Here is a 16,014-nt window from a genome sequence, read left to right on the forward strand (position 1 = left end):
GGGCGGACTTGCCTTAGGGGTGGGAAGGCGAACGTGAAACTGAATCGTGTACGGGGGACGGCCCTGGCGGCCGCGCTCGGGGCTGTCACGGTCCTGGCCGTCCAGGCGACGGCGGGGGCCGAGTCGGCCCCCTCCGCCGGCACCGGGACGGCGTCGGCGTACAGCTCCAAGGGCAAGGCCAAGGGCCCGGCCGAGAGCGAGCTGCACAAGCTCGCCCTGAAGGCCAAGGGTGCCGGCGAGGCCGTGCTCGCCCAGCAGGACACCCAGCCGTTCGGCCTGCTGGGCGTCTCGTGGACGGACCCGAAGACCGAGGTCAAGGGCACCATCGAGGCCCGGGCCCGCGACGCCCGGACCGGCAAGTGGTCGCGCTGGATCAAGCTGGAGCCGCTCAAGCCCGGCATGGACGGGCCGCGCCCGGGCGCCAAGGGTGCCACGGAGCCGGTCTGGGTCGGCGCCTCCGACGGCGCCGAGGTACGGGTCAAGGGCGGCGGCACGCTCCCCGCCGGTCTGGAGCTCAACCTGGTGGACCCGGGCGGCAAGGGCAGCGAGGCCAGGAAGAACGGCACGCTGAACGCGCAGCCGGCGGCCTTCTCCGCTGTGGCCGCGGACCCCGGGCCGGCCTCCACCGCGCCCAAGCCGACCGTGGTCTCGCGCGCCGAGTGGGGCGCCGACGAGTCGCTGAACAACGAGGGCCCGGTCTACCTCCCCGGCGGGAAGGTCAAGGCGGTCTTCGTCCACCACACCGCCGACGCCCAGCCCTACGACTGCGCGCAGTCCGCGGCCATCGTCCAGGGCATCCACGTCTACCACGTGAAGACCAACGGCTGGCGCGACCTCGGCTACAACTTCCTCGTCGACAAGTGCGGCACGATCTTCGAGGGCCGGCAGGGCGGCGTCGACCAGCCCGTCCTCGGCGCGCACACCTATGGCTGGAACTCCGAGTCGGCGGGCATCGCCGTCCTCGGGGACCACACGACCACCGGGATCCCGCAGGCCGCGCAGGCCGCGATCTCCCGCATCGGCGCGTACAAGCACGGCCAGTACGACGGCGACATGAACGGCACCACCACGCTGACCGCGGGCGCCACGCAGACCAACTTCTTCGGCACCTCCTACACCGCCGGCCAGACGTACACCTTCCGGTCGCTCTCCGGGCACCGGGACGGCTTCAACACCCAGTGCCCGGGCGACGCCCTGTACGGGCAGCTCGACGCGATCCGCGCGTCCGGCCCCGCGGCGCAGCTGAAGGTCGCCACCGTGAACGGCAAGGCGGTCCAGCCGGGCACGGTCCACCAGACCTCCGGCCCGCTCTCCCTGGCCTGGACCACCAGCACGCCCAGCGACAAGCTGGCCAAGTTCGAGCTGCTGGTCGACGGCGCCCCGGTCGCGACGGTGCCGGGCACCGCCCGCACCGCGGGCACGGTGCTGCCCCTGGGCAGCCACCAGGTCGAGGTCAAGGCCACCGCCGCCAACGGCACGACGTCGACCACGCTCCCGGTCAGCGTCGTCGCGGAGGTCCAGCCGGCGACGTTCGTGCCGGTCACCCCGAAGCGGCTGATGGACACCCGTGAGGGCCTCGGCGTCCCGAAGGCGCAGGTGGGCCCGGGCGGCGTGGTCACCCTGCCGGTGGCGGGCGTCTCCGGCGTCCCGGCGACCGGCGTCACCTCCGTCGTGCTGAACGTGACGGCGACCAACCCGACCGAGGCGAGCTTCGTGGCGGTGTACCCGAGCGGTACGACCCGGACCAGCGCCTCGAACCTGAACTTCACCGCCGGCCGCACGATCCCGAACCTGGTGGTCGTGCCGGTGGTGGACGGCAAGGTGAGCTTCTACAACAACTCGGGCCGCGTCGATCTGATCGCGGACATCACGGGTTACTTCGCGGAGGGTGCGGCGGGCTCGTCGCACTTCAACATCGGCCCGAAGCGGCTGATGGACACCCGTGAGGGCCTCGGCGTCGCCAAGGCGCAGGTGGGCCCGGGCGGCGTGGTCACCCTGCCGGTGGCCGGTGTGCAGGGCGTCCCGGCGACGGGCGTGACCGCGGTGGTGCTGAACGTGACGGCGACCAACCCGACGGACGCGAGCTTCGTGGCGGTGTACCCGAGCGGTACGACCCGGACCAGCGCCTCGAACCTGAACTTCACCGCGGGCCAGACCATCCCGAACCTGGTGGTCGTGCCGGTGGTGGACGGCAAGGTGAGCTTCTACAACAACTCGGGCCGCGTCGACCTGATCGCGGACATCACGGGCTACTTCGCGGAGGGTGCGGCGGGCTCGTCGCACTTCAACATCGGCCCGAAGCGGCTGATGGACACCCGTGAGGGCCTCGGCGTCCCGAAGGCCCAGGTGGGCCCGGGCGGCGTCGTCACCCTCCCGGTGGCGGGCGTCTCCGGCGTCCCGGCGACCGGCGTGACCGCGGTGGTGCTGAACGTGACCGCGACCAACCCGACCGAGGCGAGCCACGTGTCGGTCTACCCCAGCGGCACGACCCGTACCAGCGCCTCGAACCTGAACTTCACCGCCGGCCTGACCATCCCGAACCTGGTGGTCGTGCCAGTGGTGGACGGCAAGGTGAGCTTCTACAACAACTCGGGCCGCGTCGACCTGATCGCGGACATCACGGGCTACTTCGCCCAGTGAACCGATAACGGAACCCCGTCGGCGGGGGCCTCCCGGGCAGCGGCCCGGGCGGCCCCCGCCGTGCTGTGGGCCGGCGGGGCCGCGGGGCACCGGAGGTGCCGGAGGCGAAGGCCCGGCGACCGCCGCGTGGCGCGGTTTGACCGCTTACTGCGGAGGGGTATTCTCTTCGGCCCGATTGGCCAGGTACGCGCCTCGTATGGCAGACTACTCAAGTTGCTCGGCTGCGTGTCGATGCTGCGCGCCTCCCGCCGGGAGGACCGGAAGCGAGTCCCACAGTACTCGTCGCCTTTATCTGCCCCACGGGGCAGCAATGGGGCGGACGTACGGGAATCTTCCGGGAAGCGTCAGCACGATGCCGGCCAGGCGCTCGGCGGGTGTTTCTCCCCCGAAACGCGGTCCAGGGACCGCACCCCTGAACAAGGGAATTTCCGCATGGGAATTTTCTGAGAGGGAGTGCGACACGCCCGACCGCGTGGGTCGGAGAGAGGCGGTGGAGGGATCCACAGCCGGCCGAGGGCCAGAGCGTTTCCACAACAGACAGGACTACGGAGTAGCCATGGCGGGACAGAAGATCCGCATCCGGCTCAAGGCCTACGACCACGAGGTCATCGACTCCTCGGCGAAGAAGATCGTCGAGACGGTGACCCGCACTGGTGCGTCGGTCGCGGGCCCGGTGCCGCTGCCCACTGAGAAGAACGTGTACTGCGTCATCAAGTCGCCGCACAAGTACAAGGACTCGCGCGAGCACTTCGAGATGCGCACGCACAAGCGCCTGATCGACATCCTCGACCCGACGCCCAAGACCGTTGACTCGCTGATGCGCCTGGACCTTCCGGCCGGCGTTGACATCGAGATCAAGCTCTGAGAGGCGTCGAGAAGATGGCAAAGCAGATCAAGGGCGTCCTGGGCGAGAAGCTCGGCATGACCCAGGTCTGGGACGAGAACAACCGTGTCGTCCCGGTCACCGTCGTCAAGGCCGGTCCCTGCGTCGTCACCCAGGTCCGTACCAACGACACCGACGGCTACGAGTCGGTCCAGATCGCCTTCGGCGAGATCGACCCGCGCAAGGTGAACAAGCCCCTCAAGGGCCACTTCGCCAAGGCCGACGTGACCCCCCGCCGCCACCTGGTGGAGCTCCGCACCTCCGACGCCAGCGAGTACACGCTCGGCCAGGAGATCACCGCTGCCGTGTTCGAGTCCGGCGTCAAGGTTGACGTCACGGGCAACAGCAAGGGCAAGGGCTTCGCCGGTGTCATGAAGCGCCACAACTTCCGGGGCCTCGGCGCCGGTCACGGTGTGCAGCGCAAGCACCGCTCCCCCGGTTCGATCGGTGGCTGCGCCACCCCTGGGCGCGTCTTCAAGGGCGTGCGCATGGCTGGTCGTATGGGCAACGAGCGCGTCACCACCCAGAACCTGACCATCCACGCGGTGGACGCGGAGAAGGGTCTGCTCCTCATCAAGGGTGCGGTCCCCGGTCCGAACGGCGGCCTCGTCCTGGTCCGTACCGCGGCCAAGGGGGCTTGAGGTTAATGAGCACCATTGACATCCTTTCGCCGGCAGGCGACAAGGCCGGTACCGTCGAGCTCCCCGCGGAGATCTTCGACGCGAAGACCAGCGTTCCGCTGATCCACCAGGTCGTCGTCGCGCAGCTGGCCGCGGCCCGTCAGGGCACGCACAAGACCAAGACCCGTGGCGAAGTCCGTGGTGGTGGCAAGAAGCCTTACCGCCAGAAGGGCACCGGCCGCGCCCGTCAGGGTTCGACCCGCGCTCCGCAGTTCGCCGGCGGTGGCGTCGTCCACGGCCCCGTGCCGCGTGACTACTCGCAGCGGACCCCGAAGAAGATGAAGGCCGCCGCCCTCCGCGGTGCCCTCTCGGACCGTGCGCGTCACTCCCGCATCCACGTCGTCACCGGCGTGGTCGAGGGTGCCGTCTCCACGAAGGCCGCCAAGACGCTGTTCGGCAAGATCACGGAGCGCAAGAACCTGCTCCTGGTCGTCGAGCGTGCCGACGAGGCCGCGTGGCTGTCCGCCCGCAACCTGCCCCAGGTGCACATCCTGGAGCCGGGCCAGCTGAACACGTACGACGTGATCGTCTCCGACGACGTGGTCTTCACCCAGGCCGCGCTGGAGTCCTTCGTGTCTGGCCCCAAGGCCGATGAGACCGAAGGGAGCGACGCCTGATGTCCGAGGCGACCGTTACCAGCAAGACCTTCACCGACCCGCGCGACCTGCTGATCAAGCCGGTTGTCTCGGAGAAGAGCTACGCGCTGCTGGACGAGAACAAGTACACGTTCATCGTCGCGCCCGGCGCCAACAAGACCCAGATCAAGCAGGCCGTCGAGGCGGTCTTCTCGGTCAAGGTCACCGGGGTCAACACGATCAACCGTCAGGGTAAGCGCAAGCGCACCAAGACCGGTTTCGGCAAGCGTGCTGACACGAAGCGCGCCATCGTGACCCTCGCTGAGGGCGACCGTATCGACATCTTCGGCGGCCAGGCCTCCTAACGGAGTCCTGAGTCGTCCGGAATCGGACGAGGACTGAGAAATGGGTATCCGCAAGTACAAGCCGACGACCCCGGGCCGTCGTGGCTCCAGCGTCGCCGACTTTGTCGAGATCACGCGGTCCACGCCGGAGAAGTCGCTGGTCCGCCCCCTGCACAGCAAGGGCGGCCGTAACAACACCGGTCGTGTGACCGTTCGCCACCAGGGCGGTGGCCACAAGCGCGCCTACCGCGTGATCGACTTCCGTCGTCACGACAAGGACGGCGTGCCGGCCAAGGTCGCGCACATCGAGTACGACCCCAACCGCACCGCGCGCATCGCGCTGCTGCACTACGCCGACGGCGAGAAGCGCTACATCATCGCGCCGCGCGGTCTGCAGCAGGGTGACCGGATTGAGAACGGCCCGACGGCCGACATCAAGCCCGGCAACAACCTGGCGCTCCGCAACATCCCGGTCGGTACGACCATCCACGCCATCGAGCTGCGTCCCGGCGGCGGTGCGAAGTTCGCCCGCTCCGCGGGTGCCTCCGTGCAGCTGCTGGCGAAGGAGGGCACCATGGCCCACCTTCGTATGCCGTCCGGTGAGATCCGTCTCGTCGACGCGCGCTGCCGCGCCACCGTCGGCGAGGTCGGCAACGCCGAGCAGTCGAACATCAACTGGGGCAAGGCCGGCCGCATGCGCTGGAAGGGCGTCCGCCCGACCGTCCGCGGTGTCGCGATGAACCCGGTTGACCACCCGCACGGTGGTGGTGAGGGCAAGACCTCCGGTGGTCGCCACCCGGTCAGCCCGTGGGGTCAGAAGGAGGGTCGTACTCGTTCGCCGAAGAAGGCTTCGAACAAGTACATCGTCCGCCGCCGCAAGACGAACAAGAAGCGCTAGGAGCGGGTTTAGATGCCGCGCAGTCTCAAGAAGGGACCCTTCGTTGACGGCCACCTCCTGAAGAAGGTGGACGCTCAGAACGAAGCCGGTACCAAGAACGTCATCAAGACCTGGTCCCGTCGCTCGATGATCATCCCCAGCATGCTGGGTCACACGATCGCGGTGCACAACGGCAAGACCCATGTCCCGGTGTTCGTCACCGAGTCCATGGTCGGCCACAAGCTCGGCGAGTTCTCGCCGACTCGCACCTTCCGCGGCCACGTCAAGGACGACCGGAAGTCGAAGCGCCGCTAAAGCGGGGTGGAAACGACTATGACTTACACCGAAGGGACAACCATGGAAGCCAGGGCCCAGGCGCGGTACATCCGCGTCACGCCCATGAAGGCCCGCCGCGTGGTGGACCTCATCCGTGGCATGGACGCCACGGAGGCTCAGGCGGTCCTGCGTTTCGCTCCGCAGGCCGCGACTGTGCCGGTGGGCAAGGTGCTCGACAGCGCCATCGCCAACGCCGCGCACAACTACAACCACACGGACGCCTCCTCGCTGTTCATCAGCGAGGCGTTCGTTGACGAAGGCCCGACCCTGAAGCGGTTCCGTCCGCGCGCCCAGGGCCGTGCCTACCGGATCCGCAAGCGGACCAGCCACATCACCGTGGTCGTCAGCAGCAAGGAAGGAACCCGGTAATGGGCCAGAAGGTAAACCCGCACGGGTTCCGGCTCGGCATCACCACCGACTTCAAGTCGCGCTGGTACGCCGACAAGCTGTACAAGGACTACGTCAAGGAAGACGTCGCCATCCGTCGGATGATGACGTCCGGCATGGAGCGCGCCGGCATCTCGAAGGTTGAGATCGAGCGCACCCGTGACCGCGTGCGTGTGGACATCCACACCGCTCGTCCGGGCATCGTCATCGGCCGCCGTGGCGCCGAGGCCGACCGCATCCGCGGTGACCTCGAGAAGCTCACCGGCAAGCAGGTCCAGCTGAACATCCTCGAGGTCAAGAACCCCGAGCTCGACGCTCAGCTGGTTGCGCAGGCCGTGGCCGAGCAGCTCTCCTCCCGCGTCTCCTTCCGCCGTGCCATGCGCAAGAGCATGCAGGGCACCATGAAGGCCGGCGCCAAGGGCATCAAGATCCAGTGTGGTGGCCGTCTCGGCGGCGCCGAGATGTCCCGGTCCGAGTTCTACCGCGAGGGTCGTGTCCCGCTGCACACGCTGCGCGCGAACGTGGACTACGGCTTCTTCGAGGCCAAGACCACCTTCGGCCGCATCGGCGTGAAGGTCTGGATCTACAAGGGCGACGTCAAGAACATCGCCGAGGTTCGCGCCGAGAACGCTGCGGCCCGCGCGGGTAACCGCCCGGCCCGTGGTGCCGGCGCTGGCGACCGTCCCGCCGGCCGTGGTGGCCGCGGTGGCGAGCGCGGCGGCCGTGGTGGCCGCAAGCCGCAGCAGGCTGCCGCTGCCGAGGCCCCCAAGGCCGACGCCGCTGCCGCCGCTCCGGCCGAGAGCACCGGAACGGAGGCCTGACCGACATGCTGATCCCCCGTAGGGTCAAGCACCGCAAGCAGCACCACCCCAAGCGCCGCGGCATGGCCAAGGGTGGCACTGAGGTGGCATTCGGCGAGTACGGCATCCAGGCGCTGACCCCGGCGTACGTGACGAACCGTCAGATCGAGTCCGCTCGTATCGCCATGACCCGTCACATCAAGCGTGGCGGCAAGGTCTGGATCAACATCTACCCGGACCGTCCGCTCACGAAGAAGCCCGCCGAGACCCGCATGGGTTCCGGTAAGGGTTCCCCCGAGTGGTGGATCGCGAACGTGCACCCGGGCCGGGTCATGTTCGAGCTGTCCTACCCGAACGAGAAGATTGCGCGTGAGGCTCTCACTCGTGCGGCCCACAAGCTGCCGATGAAGTGCCGGATCGTCAAGCGCGAGGCAGGTGAGTCGTGATGGCGGCCGGTACCAAGGCGTCGGAGCTGCGCGAGCTGGGCAACGAGGAGCTCGTTGCCAAGCTGCGCGAGGCCAAGGAAGAGCTGTTCAAGCTCCGCTTCCAGGCGGCGACCGGACAGCTCGAGAACAACGGCCGGCTCAAGGCCGTCCGCAAGGACATCGCCCGGATCTACACCCTGATGCACGAGCGTGAGCTCGGCATCGAGACGGTGGAGAACGCCTGATGAGCGAGAAGAACGTGACTGAGAAGACCGAGCGCGGCTTCCGCAAGACCCGTGAGGGCCTGGTCGTCAGCGACAAGATGGACAAGACCGTCGTCGTCGCCGTTGAGGACCGCGTCAAGCACGCGCTGTACGGCAAGGTCATCCGCCGTACGAACAAGCTCAAGGCCCACGACGAGCAGAACGCTGCCGGTGTCGGCGACCGCGTCCTCATCATGGAGACGCGTCCGCTGTCGGCGAGCAAGCGCTGGCGCATCGTCGAGATCCTCGAGAAGGCCAAGTAATCACCTGAGGGGTTTCCCTCAGGTTCGTTCCGCCAGGCTCGGCCGGGGCCGCCCGCTTGAGGGCGCCCCGGCCGGGAACCGGCAGACAAACAGGAGATAGACGTGATCCAGCAGGAGTCGCGACTTCGCGTCGCCGACAACACTGGTGCCAAGGAGATCCTTTGCATCCGTGTTCTCGGTGGCTCGGGTCGCCGCTACGCGGGCATCGGTGACGTCATCGTCGCCACCGTCAAGGACGCGATCCCCGGTGGCAACGTGAAGAAGGGTGACGTCGTCAAGGCGGTCATCGTTCGCACCGTCAAGGAGCGCCGCCGCCAGGACGGCTCGTACATCCGCTTCGACGAGAACGCCGCCGTCATTCTGAAGAACGACGGCGACCCTCGCGGCACCCGCATCTTCGGCCCGGTCGGCCGTGAGCTGCGCGAGAAGAAGTTCATGAAGATCATCTCGCTCGCGCCGGAGGTGCTGTAAGCATGAAGATCAAGAAGGGCGACCTGGTCCAGGTCATCACCGGTAAGGACAAGGGCAAGCAGGGCAAGGTCGTCGCGGCCTTCCCCGGCGAGAACCGCGTCCTGGTCGAGGGTGTCAACCGGGTCAAGAAGCACACCAAGGCTGGTCCGAACCAGGCCGGCGGCATCGTGATCACCGAGGCCCCCGTCCACGTTTCGAACGTTCAGCTGGTCGTGGAGAAGGACGGCAAGAAGGTCGTCACCCGCGTCGGTTACCGCTTCGACGACGAGGGCAACAAGATCCGCGTTGCCAAGCGCACGGGTGAGGACATCTGATGGCTACCACTCCGCGTCTGAAGACGAAGTACCGCGAGGAGATCGCGGGCAAGCTGCGTGAGGAGTTCTCGTACGAGAACGTCATGCAGATCCCCGGCCTCGTCAAGATCGTCGTGAACATGGGTGTCGGTGACGCCGCCCGTGACTCGAAGCTGATCGACGGCGCCATCCGCGACCTCACCACGATCACTGGTCAGAAGCCGGCCGTTACCAAGGCCCGCAAGTCCATCGCGCAGTTCAAGCTGCGCGAGGGTCAGCCGATCGGTGCCCACGTCACCCTCCGTGGCGACCGCATGTGGGAGTTCCTGGACCGCACCCTGTCGCTCGCGCTGCCGCGCATCCGCGACTTCCGCGGCCTGTCCCCGAAGCAGTTCGACGGCCGTGGCAACTACACCTTCGGTCTCACGGAGCAGGTCATGTTCCACGAGATCGACCAGGACAAGATCGACCGCGTCCGGGGTATGGACATCACCGTGGTGACCACGGCGACCAACGACGCTGAGGGCCGCGCGCTCCTCCGTCACCTCGGCTTCCCCTTCAAGGAGGCGTAAGCGAGATGGCGAAGAAGGCTCTGATCGCAAAGGCTGCCCGCAAGCCCAAGTTCGGTGTGCGCGCGTACACCCGCTGCCAGCGCTGCGGTCGTCCCCACTCCGTGTACCGCAAGTTCGGCCTGTGCCGCGTGTGCCTTCGTGAGATGGCTCACCGTGGCGAGCTGCCGGGCGTGACCAAGAGCTCCTGGTAAACCCCTCTGTCTCTGGACAGTTGGGATTGCCGGTAACTCTCGGTAAGCATCTGGGTCGGCGGAGGCCCCTCCCCCATGCCGTAGGCTAGTGGGGTTGGGCGTCCGCCGCCCGCACGACTTACTACGCCGTAGGTCCCCGCACCGCACCCGTCCCGTCTCAGTACGGGGAGAGGGATGGCGCATACAGGAAACCCCGGCGAGAGAGGCCGAAGGCCAATTCATGACCATGACTGACCCGATCGCAGACATGCTCACGCGTCTGCGGAACGCTAACTCGGCGTACCACGACTCCGTCGTGATGCCGCACAGCAAGATCAAGTCGCACATCGCGGAAATCCTCAAGCAGGAGGGTTTCATCACCGGCTGGAAGGTCGAGGACGCCGAGGTCGGCAAGAACCTCGTCCTCGAGCTGAAGTTCGGTCCGAACCGCGAGCGCTCGATCGCCGGCATCAAGCGAATCTCGAAGCCGGGTCTGCGTGTTTACGCGAAGTCCACCAACCTGCCGAAGGTCCTCGGCGGCCTGGGCGTGGCGATCATCTCCACGTCCCACGGTCTCCTGACCGGCCAGCAGGCGCAGAAGAAGGGCGTGGGTGGGGAAGTCCTCGCCTACGTCTGGTAGTCGGGAACGGAGGAAAAGCTATGTCTCGTATCGGCAAGCTCCCCATCCCGGTTCCCGCCGGCGTGGACGTCACCATCGATGGCCGCACGGTCGCGGTGAAGGGCCCCAAGGGTCTCCTCTCCCACACCGTCGCCGCCCCCATCGAGATCGTTAAGGGCGAGGACGGCGTTCTGAACGTCACCCGTCCGAACGACGAGCGTCAGAACAAGGCCCTCCACGGCCTGTCCCGCACGCTGGTGGCCAACATGATCACCGGTGTGACCCAGGGATACACCAAGGCGCTCGAGATCAGCGGTGTCGGTTACCGCGTGGCCGCGAAGGGCTCCGCCCTGGAGTTCCAGCTCGGCTACAGCCACCCGATCCTGGTGGAGGCGCCCGAGGGCATCTCCTTCAAGGTCGAGTCGCCGACCAAGTTCTCGGTCGAGGGCATCGACAAGCAGAAGGTCGGCGAGGTCGCCGCCAACATCCGCAAGCTGCGGAAGCCCGACCCGTACAAGGCCAAGGGCGTCAAGTACGCGGGCGAGGTCATCCGCCGCAAGGTCGGAAAGGCTGGTAAGTAAAGCCATGGCATACGGTGTGAAGATCGCCAAGGGCGACGCTTACAAGCGCGCTGCGAAGGCGCGCCGCCACATCCGCATCCGCAAGAGCATCTCGGGTACGGCGGAGCGTCCGCGCCTCGTCGTGACCCGCTCGAACCGCGGTATCACCGCTCAGGTCATCGACGACCTCAAGGGTCACACCCTGGCGTCGGCGTCGCACCTGGACGCGTCGGTCCGCGGCGGCGAGGGTGACAAGTCCGCGCAGGCCAAGCAGGTCGGTCTCCTGGTCGCCGAGCGCGCCAAGGCCGCCGGTGTCGAGGCCGTCGTGTTCGACCGCGGTGGCAACAGGTACGCCGGGCGCATTGCCGCTCTGGCTGACGCCGCCCGCGAAGCCGGGCTGAAGTTCTAAGCCCCGGTTCCGGGACTAACGGACGTAACAGAGAGAGGTAATCCAATGGCTGGACCCCAGCGCCGCGGCAGCGGTGCCGGTGGCGGCGAGCGGCGGGACCGGAAGGGTCGCGACGGTGGCGCTGCCGCCGAGAAGACCGCCTACGTTGAGCGCGTTGTCGCGATCAACCGTGTCGCCAAGGTTGTGAAGGGTGGTCGTCGCTTCAGCTTCACCGCGCTGGTCGTGGTGGGCGACGGTGACGGCACCGTGGGTGTCGGTTACGGCAAGGCCAAGGAAGTTCCCGCGGCCATCGCCAAGGGTGTCGAGGAGGCGAAGAAGAACTTCTTCCGCGTCCCCCGCATCCAGGGCACCATCCCGCACCCGATCCAGGGCGAGAAGGCCGCGGGCGTCGTCCTGCTGAAGCCTGCTTCCCCCGGTACCGGTGTTATCGCCGGTGGCCCGGTGCGCGCCGTTCTGGAGTGCGCCGGCGTTCACGACATCCTGTCGAAGTCGCTCGGCTCCGACAACGCGATCAACATCGTGCACGCGACCGTGGAGGCCCTGAAGGGCCTGCAGCGTCCCGAGGAGATCGCGGCCCGCCGCGGTCTGCCGCTCGAGGACGTCGCGCCCGCGGCCCTGCTTCGTGCGCGTGCAGGGGCGGGTGTGTGATGGCTCGCCTCAAGATCACGCAGACGAAGTCGTACATCGGCAGCAAGCAGAACCACCGCGACACCCTCCGTTCGCTCGGGCTCAAGCGCCTGAACGACGTGGTCGTCAAGGAGGACCGCCCCGAGTTCCGCGGCATGGTGCACACCGTCCGCCACCTCGTGACGGTTGAGGAGGTTGACTAATCATGGCTGAGACCAGCCCGCTGAAGGCCCACAACCTCCGTCCCGCCCCCGGCGCCAAGACCGCCAAGACCCGTGTCGGTCGTGGTGAGGCGTCGAAGGGTAAGACGGCCGGTCGTGGTACCAAGGGTACGAAGGCCCGTTACCAGGTTCCGCAGCGCTTCGAGGGTGGCCAGATGCCCCTCCACATGCGCCTGCCGAAGCTGAAGGGTTTCAAGAACCCGTTCCGCACCGAGTTCCAGGTCGTGAACCTGGACAAGCTGGCCGCGCTCTACCCGCAGGGTGGCGAGGTCACGGTGGCCGACCTGGTCGCCAAGGGTGCCGTTCGCAAGAACCAGCTCGTCAAGGTCCTGGGCCAGGGCGAGATTTCCGTGGCGCTGACGGTCTCGGTTGACGCCGTGTCCGCCTCCGCCAAGGAGAAGATCGCCGCCGCCGGCGGCTCCGTCACCGAGCTCGTCTAAGACGACACCTAGGTGACAGACAGCTAGAAACCTGACCGGGGATGCCTCACAAATGGGGCATCCCCGGTTGGTCGTTCCACGGGGGGCGCAGTCGCCGGTAAGGTGGCCTGCACCTTTGCTTGTACGTATTCGTCGAACCTCAGACCGTCACCTCTGACGCAGTAGCGCGGGGGTCGCAGGAGGCACCGTGCTCACCGCGTTCGCCCGGGCGTTCAAGACGCCCGACCTGCGCAAGAAGCTGCTCTTCACGCTCGGCATCATCGTGCTGTTCCGGCTCGGGTCCCACATCCCGGTACCCGGCGTGAGCTACAAGAACGTCCAGATCTGTGTCGACCAGGCCGGAAGCAGCAACGGGCTCTTCGGTCTCGTCAACATGTTCAGCGGCGGCGCGCTGCTCCAGATCACGGTCTTCGCGCTCGGGATCATGCCGTACATCACGGCGAGCATCATCCTGCAGCTGCTGACCGTGGTCATTCCGAAGCTGGAGACCCTCAAGAAGGAGGGCCAGTCCGGCACGGCGAAGATCACGCAGTACACGCGCTACCTGACGGTCGCGCTCGCGATCCTCCAGGGCACCGGTCTCGTCGCCACGGCCCGCACCGGCGCGCTGTTCCAGGGCTGCCCGGTCGCGAGCCAGATCGTCCCGGACCGGTCGATCTTCACCACCATCACGATGGTCGTCACGATGACCGCCGGCACCTGTGTCGTCATGTGGCTCGGTGAGCTGGTCACCGACCGCGGCATCGGCAACGGCATGTCGATCCTGATGTTCATCTCGATCGCCGCCGGCTTCATCGGCGCGCTGTGGCAGATCAAGCTCCAGGGCAAGATCGCCGACGGTTGGGTCGAGTTCGGTGTCGTGATCCTCGTCGGCCTGGCGATGGTCGCGCTGGTGGTCTTCGTCGAGCAGGCCCAGCGCCGCATCCCGGTCCAGTACGCGAAGCGCATGATCGGCCGCCGCGCGTACGGCGGCACCTCGACCTACATCCCGCTCAAGGTGAACCAGGCCGGTGTGATTCCGGTCATCTTCGCCTCGTCGCTGCTGTACATCCCGGCGCTGATCGTCCAGTTCAGCGGATCCACCGCAGACTGGGCGATCTGGATCCAAAAGCACTTCGTCACGGGTGACCACCCCTACTACATCGCGACGTACTTCCTCCTGATCGTCTTCTTCGCGTTCTTCTACGTGGCGATTTCGTTCAACCCCGAGGAAGTTGCAGACAACATGAAGAAGTATGGTGGGTTCATCCCGGGTATCCGCGCCGGTCGACCCACCGCCGAGTACCTGAGCTACGTGCTCAACCGGATCACCTGGCCGGGGTCGCTGTACCTGGGTCTGATCGCTCTAGTGCCGACGATGGCGTTGGCCGGCTTCGGAGCGAACCAGAACTTCCCGTTCGGCGGGACGAGCATCCTGATCATCGTGGGTGTGGGTCTGGAAACCGTGAAGCAGATCGAGAGCCAGCTCCAGCAGCGCAATTACGAAGGGTTCCTCCGCTGATGCGTATCGTCCTCGTCGGACCGCCCGGTGCGGGCAAGGGAACGCAGGCCGCGTTCCTTGCAAAGAACCTGTCGATTCCGCACATCTCGACGGGCGACCTGTTCCGGGCCAACATCAGCCAGAACACCGAGCTGGGCCGCCGCGCGAAGGCGTTCATGGACGCCGGCAAGCTCGTCCCGGACGAGATCACCGTCGGCATGGCCAAGGACCGCATGGAGCAGCCGGACGCCGTGAACGGCTTCCTGCTGGACGGCTTCCCGCGCAACGTGTCGCAGGCCGAGGCCCTGGACGAGATGCTCCAGACCGCGGGCATGAAGCTCGACGCCGTCCTCGACCTGGAGGTCGAGGAGGACGAGGTCGTCAAGCGCATCGCCGGCCGCCGGATCTGCCGCAACGACTCCGCGCACGTGTTCCACGTCGAGTACAGCGCCCCGAAGACCGAGGGCGTCTGCGACAAGTGCGGCGGCGAGCTGTACCAGCGCGACGACGACTCCGAGGCCACGGTCCGGACCCGGCTGGAGGTCTACCACACGCAGACCGAGCCGATCATCGACTACTACAAGGCCCAGGGCCTGCTGGTGACGATCCCCGCCCTCGGCAAGGTCGAGGAAGTCACGCAGCGCGCGATGGACGCCCTGAAGAAGTAGTACCCCTGCTGTGCGTACGGCCGCGGTGTCCCCGGGACACCGCGGCCGTACTGTTGAGAAGACCCGGTTCAAAGGTGGAAGGCACGTTCATGGTCCAGATCAAGACCCCCGAGCAGATCGCGAAGATGCGCGAGGCAGGGCTGGTCGTCGCCGCGATCCACGCGGCGACCCGTGAGGCGGCCGTTCCGGGCGCCACGACGCGGGATCTGGACATGGTCGCGCGCAAGGTGATCGCCGATGCCGGCGCCAAGTCGAACTTCCTGGGCTACGGCGGCTTCCCCGCGACCATCTGCACCTCGGTGAACGAGGTCGTCGTCCACGGCATCCCGGACGAGAAGACGGTCCTGAAGGACGGCGACATCATCTCGATCGACGCCGGCGCAATCGTCGACGGCTGGCACGGCGACGCGGCCTTCACGGCCTTCGTGGGCACCGGTCACGCTCCGGAGCTGATCGAGCTCTCCCGGGTGACCGAGGAGTCCATGTGGGCCGGTATCGCCGCGATGAGGAACGGCAACCGCCTCGTGGACATCTCGAAGGCGATCGAGGGCTACATCCGCCGCCAGCCGCGGCCCGCGGCCGGCAAGTACGGGATCATCGAGGACTACGGCGGCCACGGCATCGGCTCCGAGATGCACATGGACCCGCACCTGCTGAACTACGTCTCGCGCAAGCGGGGCAAGGGCATCAAGCTGGTCCCGGGCGTCTGCCTGGCGATCGAGCCGATGGTCTCCCTCGGAACCGCCCGGACGGAGGTACTGGCGGACGACTGGACGGTCATCACCACGGACGGCACCTGGTCCTCGCACTGGGAGCACTCCGTCGCCCTGACGGAGGACGGTCCCATCGTCCTGACCAGCCCGGACTGCGGCAAGGCGAAGCTGGCGGAGTACGGGGTCACCACGGCTCCGGACCCCCTCGGTTAATGATCTAGACTCGTGGGCAAACTTTCCGGATTCGTCTTTCTGGGTGCCCTGACGTAGACTGACTCGTCGGCTTACGTGCATTCTC

At 67.1% G+C, this 16,014-nt stretch carries 25 protein-coding genes; all 25 read left to right on the forward strand.

The window, feature by feature from the left end:
- Nucleotides 1–33: 33 nt before the first annotated feature.
- The 25 genes from AC068A_RS14860 (at nucleotide 34) to map (ending at nucleotide 15,929) form a co-directional block, all read left to right on the forward strand.
- Nucleotides 34–2,640 carry an N-acetylmuramoyl-L-alanine amidase gene (locus AC068A_RS14860; protein ID WP_478584890.1) on the forward strand — a complete coding sequence of 869 codons (2,607 nt, stop codon included), beginning with the start codon at nucleotides 34–36 and terminating at the stop codon, nucleotides 2,638–2,640.
- A 556-nt stretch (nucleotides 2,641–3,196) separates the two neighbouring features.
- Nucleotides 3,197–3,505 carry a 30S ribosomal protein S10 gene (gene rpsJ, locus AC068A_RS14865; RefSeq protein WP_003948644.1) on the forward strand — a complete coding sequence of 103 codons (309 nt, stop codon included), beginning with the start codon at nucleotides 3,197–3,199 and terminating at the stop codon, nucleotides 3,503–3,505.
- Between the two features lie 14 nt (nucleotides 3,506–3,519).
- Complete coding sequence (gene rplC / locus AC068A_RS14870) at nucleotides 3,520–4,164, forward strand: 50S ribosomal protein L3 (protein WP_361090689.1); 645 nt, start codon at nucleotides 3,520–3,522, stop codon at nucleotides 4,162–4,164.
- A 5-nt stretch (nucleotides 4,165–4,169) separates the two neighbouring features.
- Nucleotides 4,170–4,820: a 50S ribosomal protein L4 gene (gene rplD / locus AC068A_RS14875; protein WP_125540845.1), complete on the forward strand. Its 651-nt coding sequence runs from the start codon at nucleotides 4,170–4,172 to the stop codon at nucleotides 4,818–4,820.
- Nucleotides 4,820–5,143, forward strand: a complete 324-nt coding sequence (gene rplW, locus AC068A_RS14880) for a 50S ribosomal protein L23 (RefSeq protein ID WP_030298212.1) — start codon at nucleotides 4,820–4,822, stop codon at nucleotides 5,141–5,143. Before rplD ends, rplW begins: the two co-directional genes overlap by 1 nt.
- Nucleotides 5,144–5,183: 40 nt before the next feature.
- Nucleotides 5,184–6,020, forward strand: a complete 837-nt coding sequence (gene rplB / locus AC068A_RS14885; RefSeq protein ID WP_114053737.1) for a 50S ribosomal protein L2 — start codon at nucleotides 5,184–5,186, stop codon at nucleotides 6,018–6,020.
- Between the two features lie 12 nt (nucleotides 6,021–6,032).
- Nucleotides 6,033–6,314: a 30S ribosomal protein S19 gene (rpsS, locus tag AC068A_RS14890; RefSeq protein WP_478584896.1), complete on the forward strand. Its 282-nt coding sequence runs from the start codon at nucleotides 6,033–6,035 to the stop codon at nucleotides 6,312–6,314.
- Between the two features lie 42 nt (nucleotides 6,315–6,356).
- Nucleotides 6,357–6,704, forward strand: coding sequence for a 50S ribosomal protein L22 (rplV, locus tag AC068A_RS14895; RefSeq protein WP_385428049.1), 348 nt, complete (start codon nucleotides 6,357–6,359; stop codon nucleotides 6,702–6,704).
- Nucleotides 6,704–7,543 carry a 30S ribosomal protein S3 gene (gene rpsC, locus AC068A_RS14900; RefSeq protein ID WP_179173312.1) on the forward strand — a complete coding sequence of 280 codons (840 nt, stop codon included), beginning with the start codon at nucleotides 6,704–6,706 and terminating at the stop codon, nucleotides 7,541–7,543. The genes rplV and rpsC overlap by 1 nt, the downstream gene beginning before the upstream one ends.
- 5 nt (nucleotides 7,544–7,548) lie before the next feature.
- Nucleotides 7,549–7,968 (forward strand): 50S ribosomal protein L16, encoded by a 420-nt coding sequence (gene rplP, locus AC068A_RS14905; protein ID WP_352193895.1) that lies wholly within the window; start codon nucleotides 7,549–7,551, stop codon nucleotides 7,966–7,968.
- Entirely contained in the window at nucleotides 7,968–8,192 is a 225-nt protein-coding gene (gene rpmC / locus AC068A_RS14910; RefSeq protein WP_125540842.1) for a 50S ribosomal protein L29, read from the forward strand. The genes rplP and rpmC overlap by 1 nt, the downstream gene beginning before the upstream one ends.
- Complete coding sequence (gene rpsQ, locus AC068A_RS14915) at nucleotides 8,192–8,473, forward strand: 30S ribosomal protein S17 (protein ID WP_079429300.1); 282 nt, start codon at nucleotides 8,192–8,194, stop codon at nucleotides 8,471–8,473. Before rpmC ends, rpsQ begins: the two co-directional genes overlap by 1 nt.
- Before the next feature lie 102 nt (nucleotides 8,474–8,575).
- Nucleotides 8,576–8,944, forward strand: coding sequence for a 50S ribosomal protein L14 (gene rplN, locus AC068A_RS14920; RefSeq protein WP_003956455.1), 369 nt, complete (start codon nucleotides 8,576–8,578; stop codon nucleotides 8,942–8,944).
- Nucleotides 8,945–8,946: 2 nt separating this feature from the next.
- Nucleotides 8,947–9,258 carry a 50S ribosomal protein L24 gene (gene rplX / locus AC068A_RS14925; RefSeq protein WP_179173314.1) on the forward strand — a complete coding sequence of 104 codons (312 nt, stop codon included), beginning with the start codon at nucleotides 8,947–8,949 and terminating at the stop codon, nucleotides 9,256–9,258.
- A complete protein-coding gene (rplE, locus tag AC068A_RS14930) occupies nucleotides 9,258–9,809 on the forward strand; it encodes a 50S ribosomal protein L5 (RefSeq protein WP_179173315.1) in 552 nt (183 codons plus the stop codon). Before rplX ends, rplE begins: the two co-directional genes overlap by 1 nt.
- A gap of 5 nt (nucleotides 9,810–9,814) precedes the next feature.
- Entirely contained in the window at nucleotides 9,815–10,000 is a 186-nt protein-coding gene (locus AC068A_RS14935) for a type Z 30S ribosomal protein S14 (RefSeq protein WP_003956452.1), read from the forward strand.
- 220 nt (nucleotides 10,001–10,220) lie between these two features.
- A complete protein-coding gene (gene rpsH, locus AC068A_RS14940) occupies nucleotides 10,221–10,619 on the forward strand; it encodes a 30S ribosomal protein S8 (RefSeq protein WP_042812335.1) in 399 nt (132 codons plus the stop codon).
- A 20-nt stretch (nucleotides 10,620–10,639) separates the two neighbouring features.
- The gene (gene rplF / locus AC068A_RS14945) at nucleotides 10,640–11,179 is read left to right on the forward strand and encodes a 50S ribosomal protein L6 (RefSeq protein ID WP_114053744.1); all 540 of its coding nucleotides are present in this window, start codon (nucleotides 10,640–10,642) and stop codon (nucleotides 11,177–11,179) included.
- 4 nt (nucleotides 11,180–11,183) lie between these two features.
- Nucleotides 11,184–11,567, forward strand: a complete 384-nt coding sequence (gene rplR / locus AC068A_RS14950) for a 50S ribosomal protein L18 (protein ID WP_114053745.1) — start codon at nucleotides 11,184–11,186, stop codon at nucleotides 11,565–11,567.
- 45 nt (nucleotides 11,568–11,612) lie between these two features.
- Nucleotides 11,613–12,215: a 30S ribosomal protein S5 gene (rpsE, locus tag AC068A_RS14955; RefSeq protein ID WP_361913662.1), complete on the forward strand. Its 603-nt coding sequence runs from the start codon at nucleotides 11,613–11,615 to the stop codon at nucleotides 12,213–12,215.
- A complete protein-coding gene (gene rpmD / locus AC068A_RS14960; RefSeq protein ID WP_005313525.1) occupies nucleotides 12,215–12,397 on the forward strand; it encodes a 50S ribosomal protein L30 in 183 nt (60 codons plus the stop codon). The genes rpsE and rpmD overlap by 1 nt, the downstream gene beginning before the upstream one ends.
- A gap of 2 nt (nucleotides 12,398–12,399) precedes the next feature.
- On the forward strand, nucleotides 12,400–12,855 hold the full coding sequence (gene rplO / locus AC068A_RS14965; protein WP_179173318.1) for a 50S ribosomal protein L15: 456 nt from the start codon (nucleotides 12,400–12,402) through the stop codon (nucleotides 12,853–12,855).
- 187 nt (nucleotides 12,856–13,042) lie between these two features.
- Nucleotides 13,043–14,356 carry a preprotein translocase subunit SecY gene (gene secY / locus AC068A_RS14970; RefSeq protein WP_478584907.1) on the forward strand — a complete coding sequence of 438 codons (1,314 nt, stop codon included), beginning with the start codon at nucleotides 13,043–13,045 and terminating at the stop codon, nucleotides 14,354–14,356.
- On the forward strand, nucleotides 14,356–15,003 hold the full coding sequence (locus AC068A_RS14975) for an adenylate kinase (RefSeq protein WP_478584909.1): 648 nt from the start codon (nucleotides 14,356–14,358) through the stop codon (nucleotides 15,001–15,003). The genes secY and AC068A_RS14975 overlap by 1 nt, the downstream gene beginning before the upstream one ends.
- An 89-nt stretch (nucleotides 15,004–15,092) precedes the next feature.
- Nucleotides 15,093–15,929, forward strand: coding sequence for a type I methionyl aminopeptidase (gene map, locus AC068A_RS14980; protein ID WP_478584911.1), 837 nt, complete (start codon nucleotides 15,093–15,095; stop codon nucleotides 15,927–15,929).
- The last annotated feature ends 85 nt before the right edge of the window (nucleotides 15,930–16,014 follow it).

The organism is Streptomyces sp. NPDC043854, from assembly GCF_056436005.1.

Coding starts and splice junctions, on each gene's coding strand:
- rpsJ (WP_003948644.1), top strand. CDS start 3,197: ATGGCGGGACAGAAGATCCGCATCCGGCTCAAGGCCTACGACCACGAG.
- rplC (WP_361090689.1), top strand. CDS start 3,520: ATGGCAAAGCAGATCAAGGGCGTCCTGGGCGAGAAGCTCGGCATGACC.
- rplD (WP_125540845.1), top strand. CDS start 4,170: ATGAGCACCATTGACATCCTTTCGCCGGCAGGCGACAAGGCCGGTACC.
- rplW (WP_030298212.1), top strand. CDS start 4,820: ATGTCCGAGGCGACCGTTACCAGCAAGACCTTCACCGACCCGCGCGAC.
- rplB (WP_114053737.1), top strand. CDS start 5,184: ATGGGTATCCGCAAGTACAAGCCGACGACCCCGGGCCGTCGTGGCTCC.
- rpsS (WP_478584896.1), top strand. CDS start 6,033: ATGCCGCGCAGTCTCAAGAAGGGACCCTTCGTTGACGGCCACCTCCTG.
- rplV (WP_385428049.1), top strand. CDS start 6,357: ATGGAAGCCAGGGCCCAGGCGCGGTACATCCGCGTCACGCCCATGAAG.
- rpsC (WP_179173312.1), top strand. CDS start 6,704: ATGGGCCAGAAGGTAAACCCGCACGGGTTCCGGCTCGGCATCACCACC.
- rplP (WP_352193895.1), top strand. CDS start 7,549: ATGCTGATCCCCCGTAGGGTCAAGCACCGCAAGCAGCACCACCCCAAG.
- rpmC (WP_125540842.1), top strand. CDS start 7,968: ATGGCGGCCGGTACCAAGGCGTCGGAGCTGCGCGAGCTGGGCAACGAG.
- rpsQ (WP_079429300.1), top strand. CDS start 8,192: ATGAGCGAGAAGAACGTGACTGAGAAGACCGAGCGCGGCTTCCGCAAG.
- rplX (WP_179173314.1), top strand. CDS start 8,947: ATGAAGATCAAGAAGGGCGACCTGGTCCAGGTCATCACCGGTAAGGAC.
- rplE (WP_179173315.1), top strand. CDS start 9,258: ATGGCTACCACTCCGCGTCTGAAGACGAAGTACCGCGAGGAGATCGCG.
- AC068A_RS14935 (WP_003956452.1), top strand. CDS start 9,815: ATGGCGAAGAAGGCTCTGATCGCAAAGGCTGCCCGCAAGCCCAAGTTC.
- rpsH (WP_042812335.1), top strand. CDS start 10,221: ATGACCATGACTGACCCGATCGCAGACATGCTCACGCGTCTGCGGAAC.
- rplF (WP_114053744.1), top strand. CDS start 10,640: ATGTCTCGTATCGGCAAGCTCCCCATCCCGGTTCCCGCCGGCGTGGAC.
- rplR (WP_114053745.1), top strand. CDS start 11,184: ATGGCATACGGTGTGAAGATCGCCAAGGGCGACGCTTACAAGCGCGCT.
- rpsE (WP_361913662.1), top strand. CDS start 11,613: ATGGCTGGACCCCAGCGCCGCGGCAGCGGTGCCGGTGGCGGCGAGCGG.
- rpmD (WP_005313525.1), top strand. CDS start 12,215: ATGGCTCGCCTCAAGATCACGCAGACGAAGTCGTACATCGGCAGCAAG.
- rplO (WP_179173318.1), top strand. CDS start 12,400: ATGGCTGAGACCAGCCCGCTGAAGGCCCACAACCTCCGTCCCGCCCCC.
- AC068A_RS14975 (WP_478584909.1), top strand. CDS start 14,356: ATGCGTATCGTCCTCGTCGGACCGCCCGGTGCGGGCAAGGGAACGCAG.
- map (WP_478584911.1), top strand. CDS start 15,093: ATGGTCCAGATCAAGACCCCCGAGCAGATCGCGAAGATGCGCGAGGCA.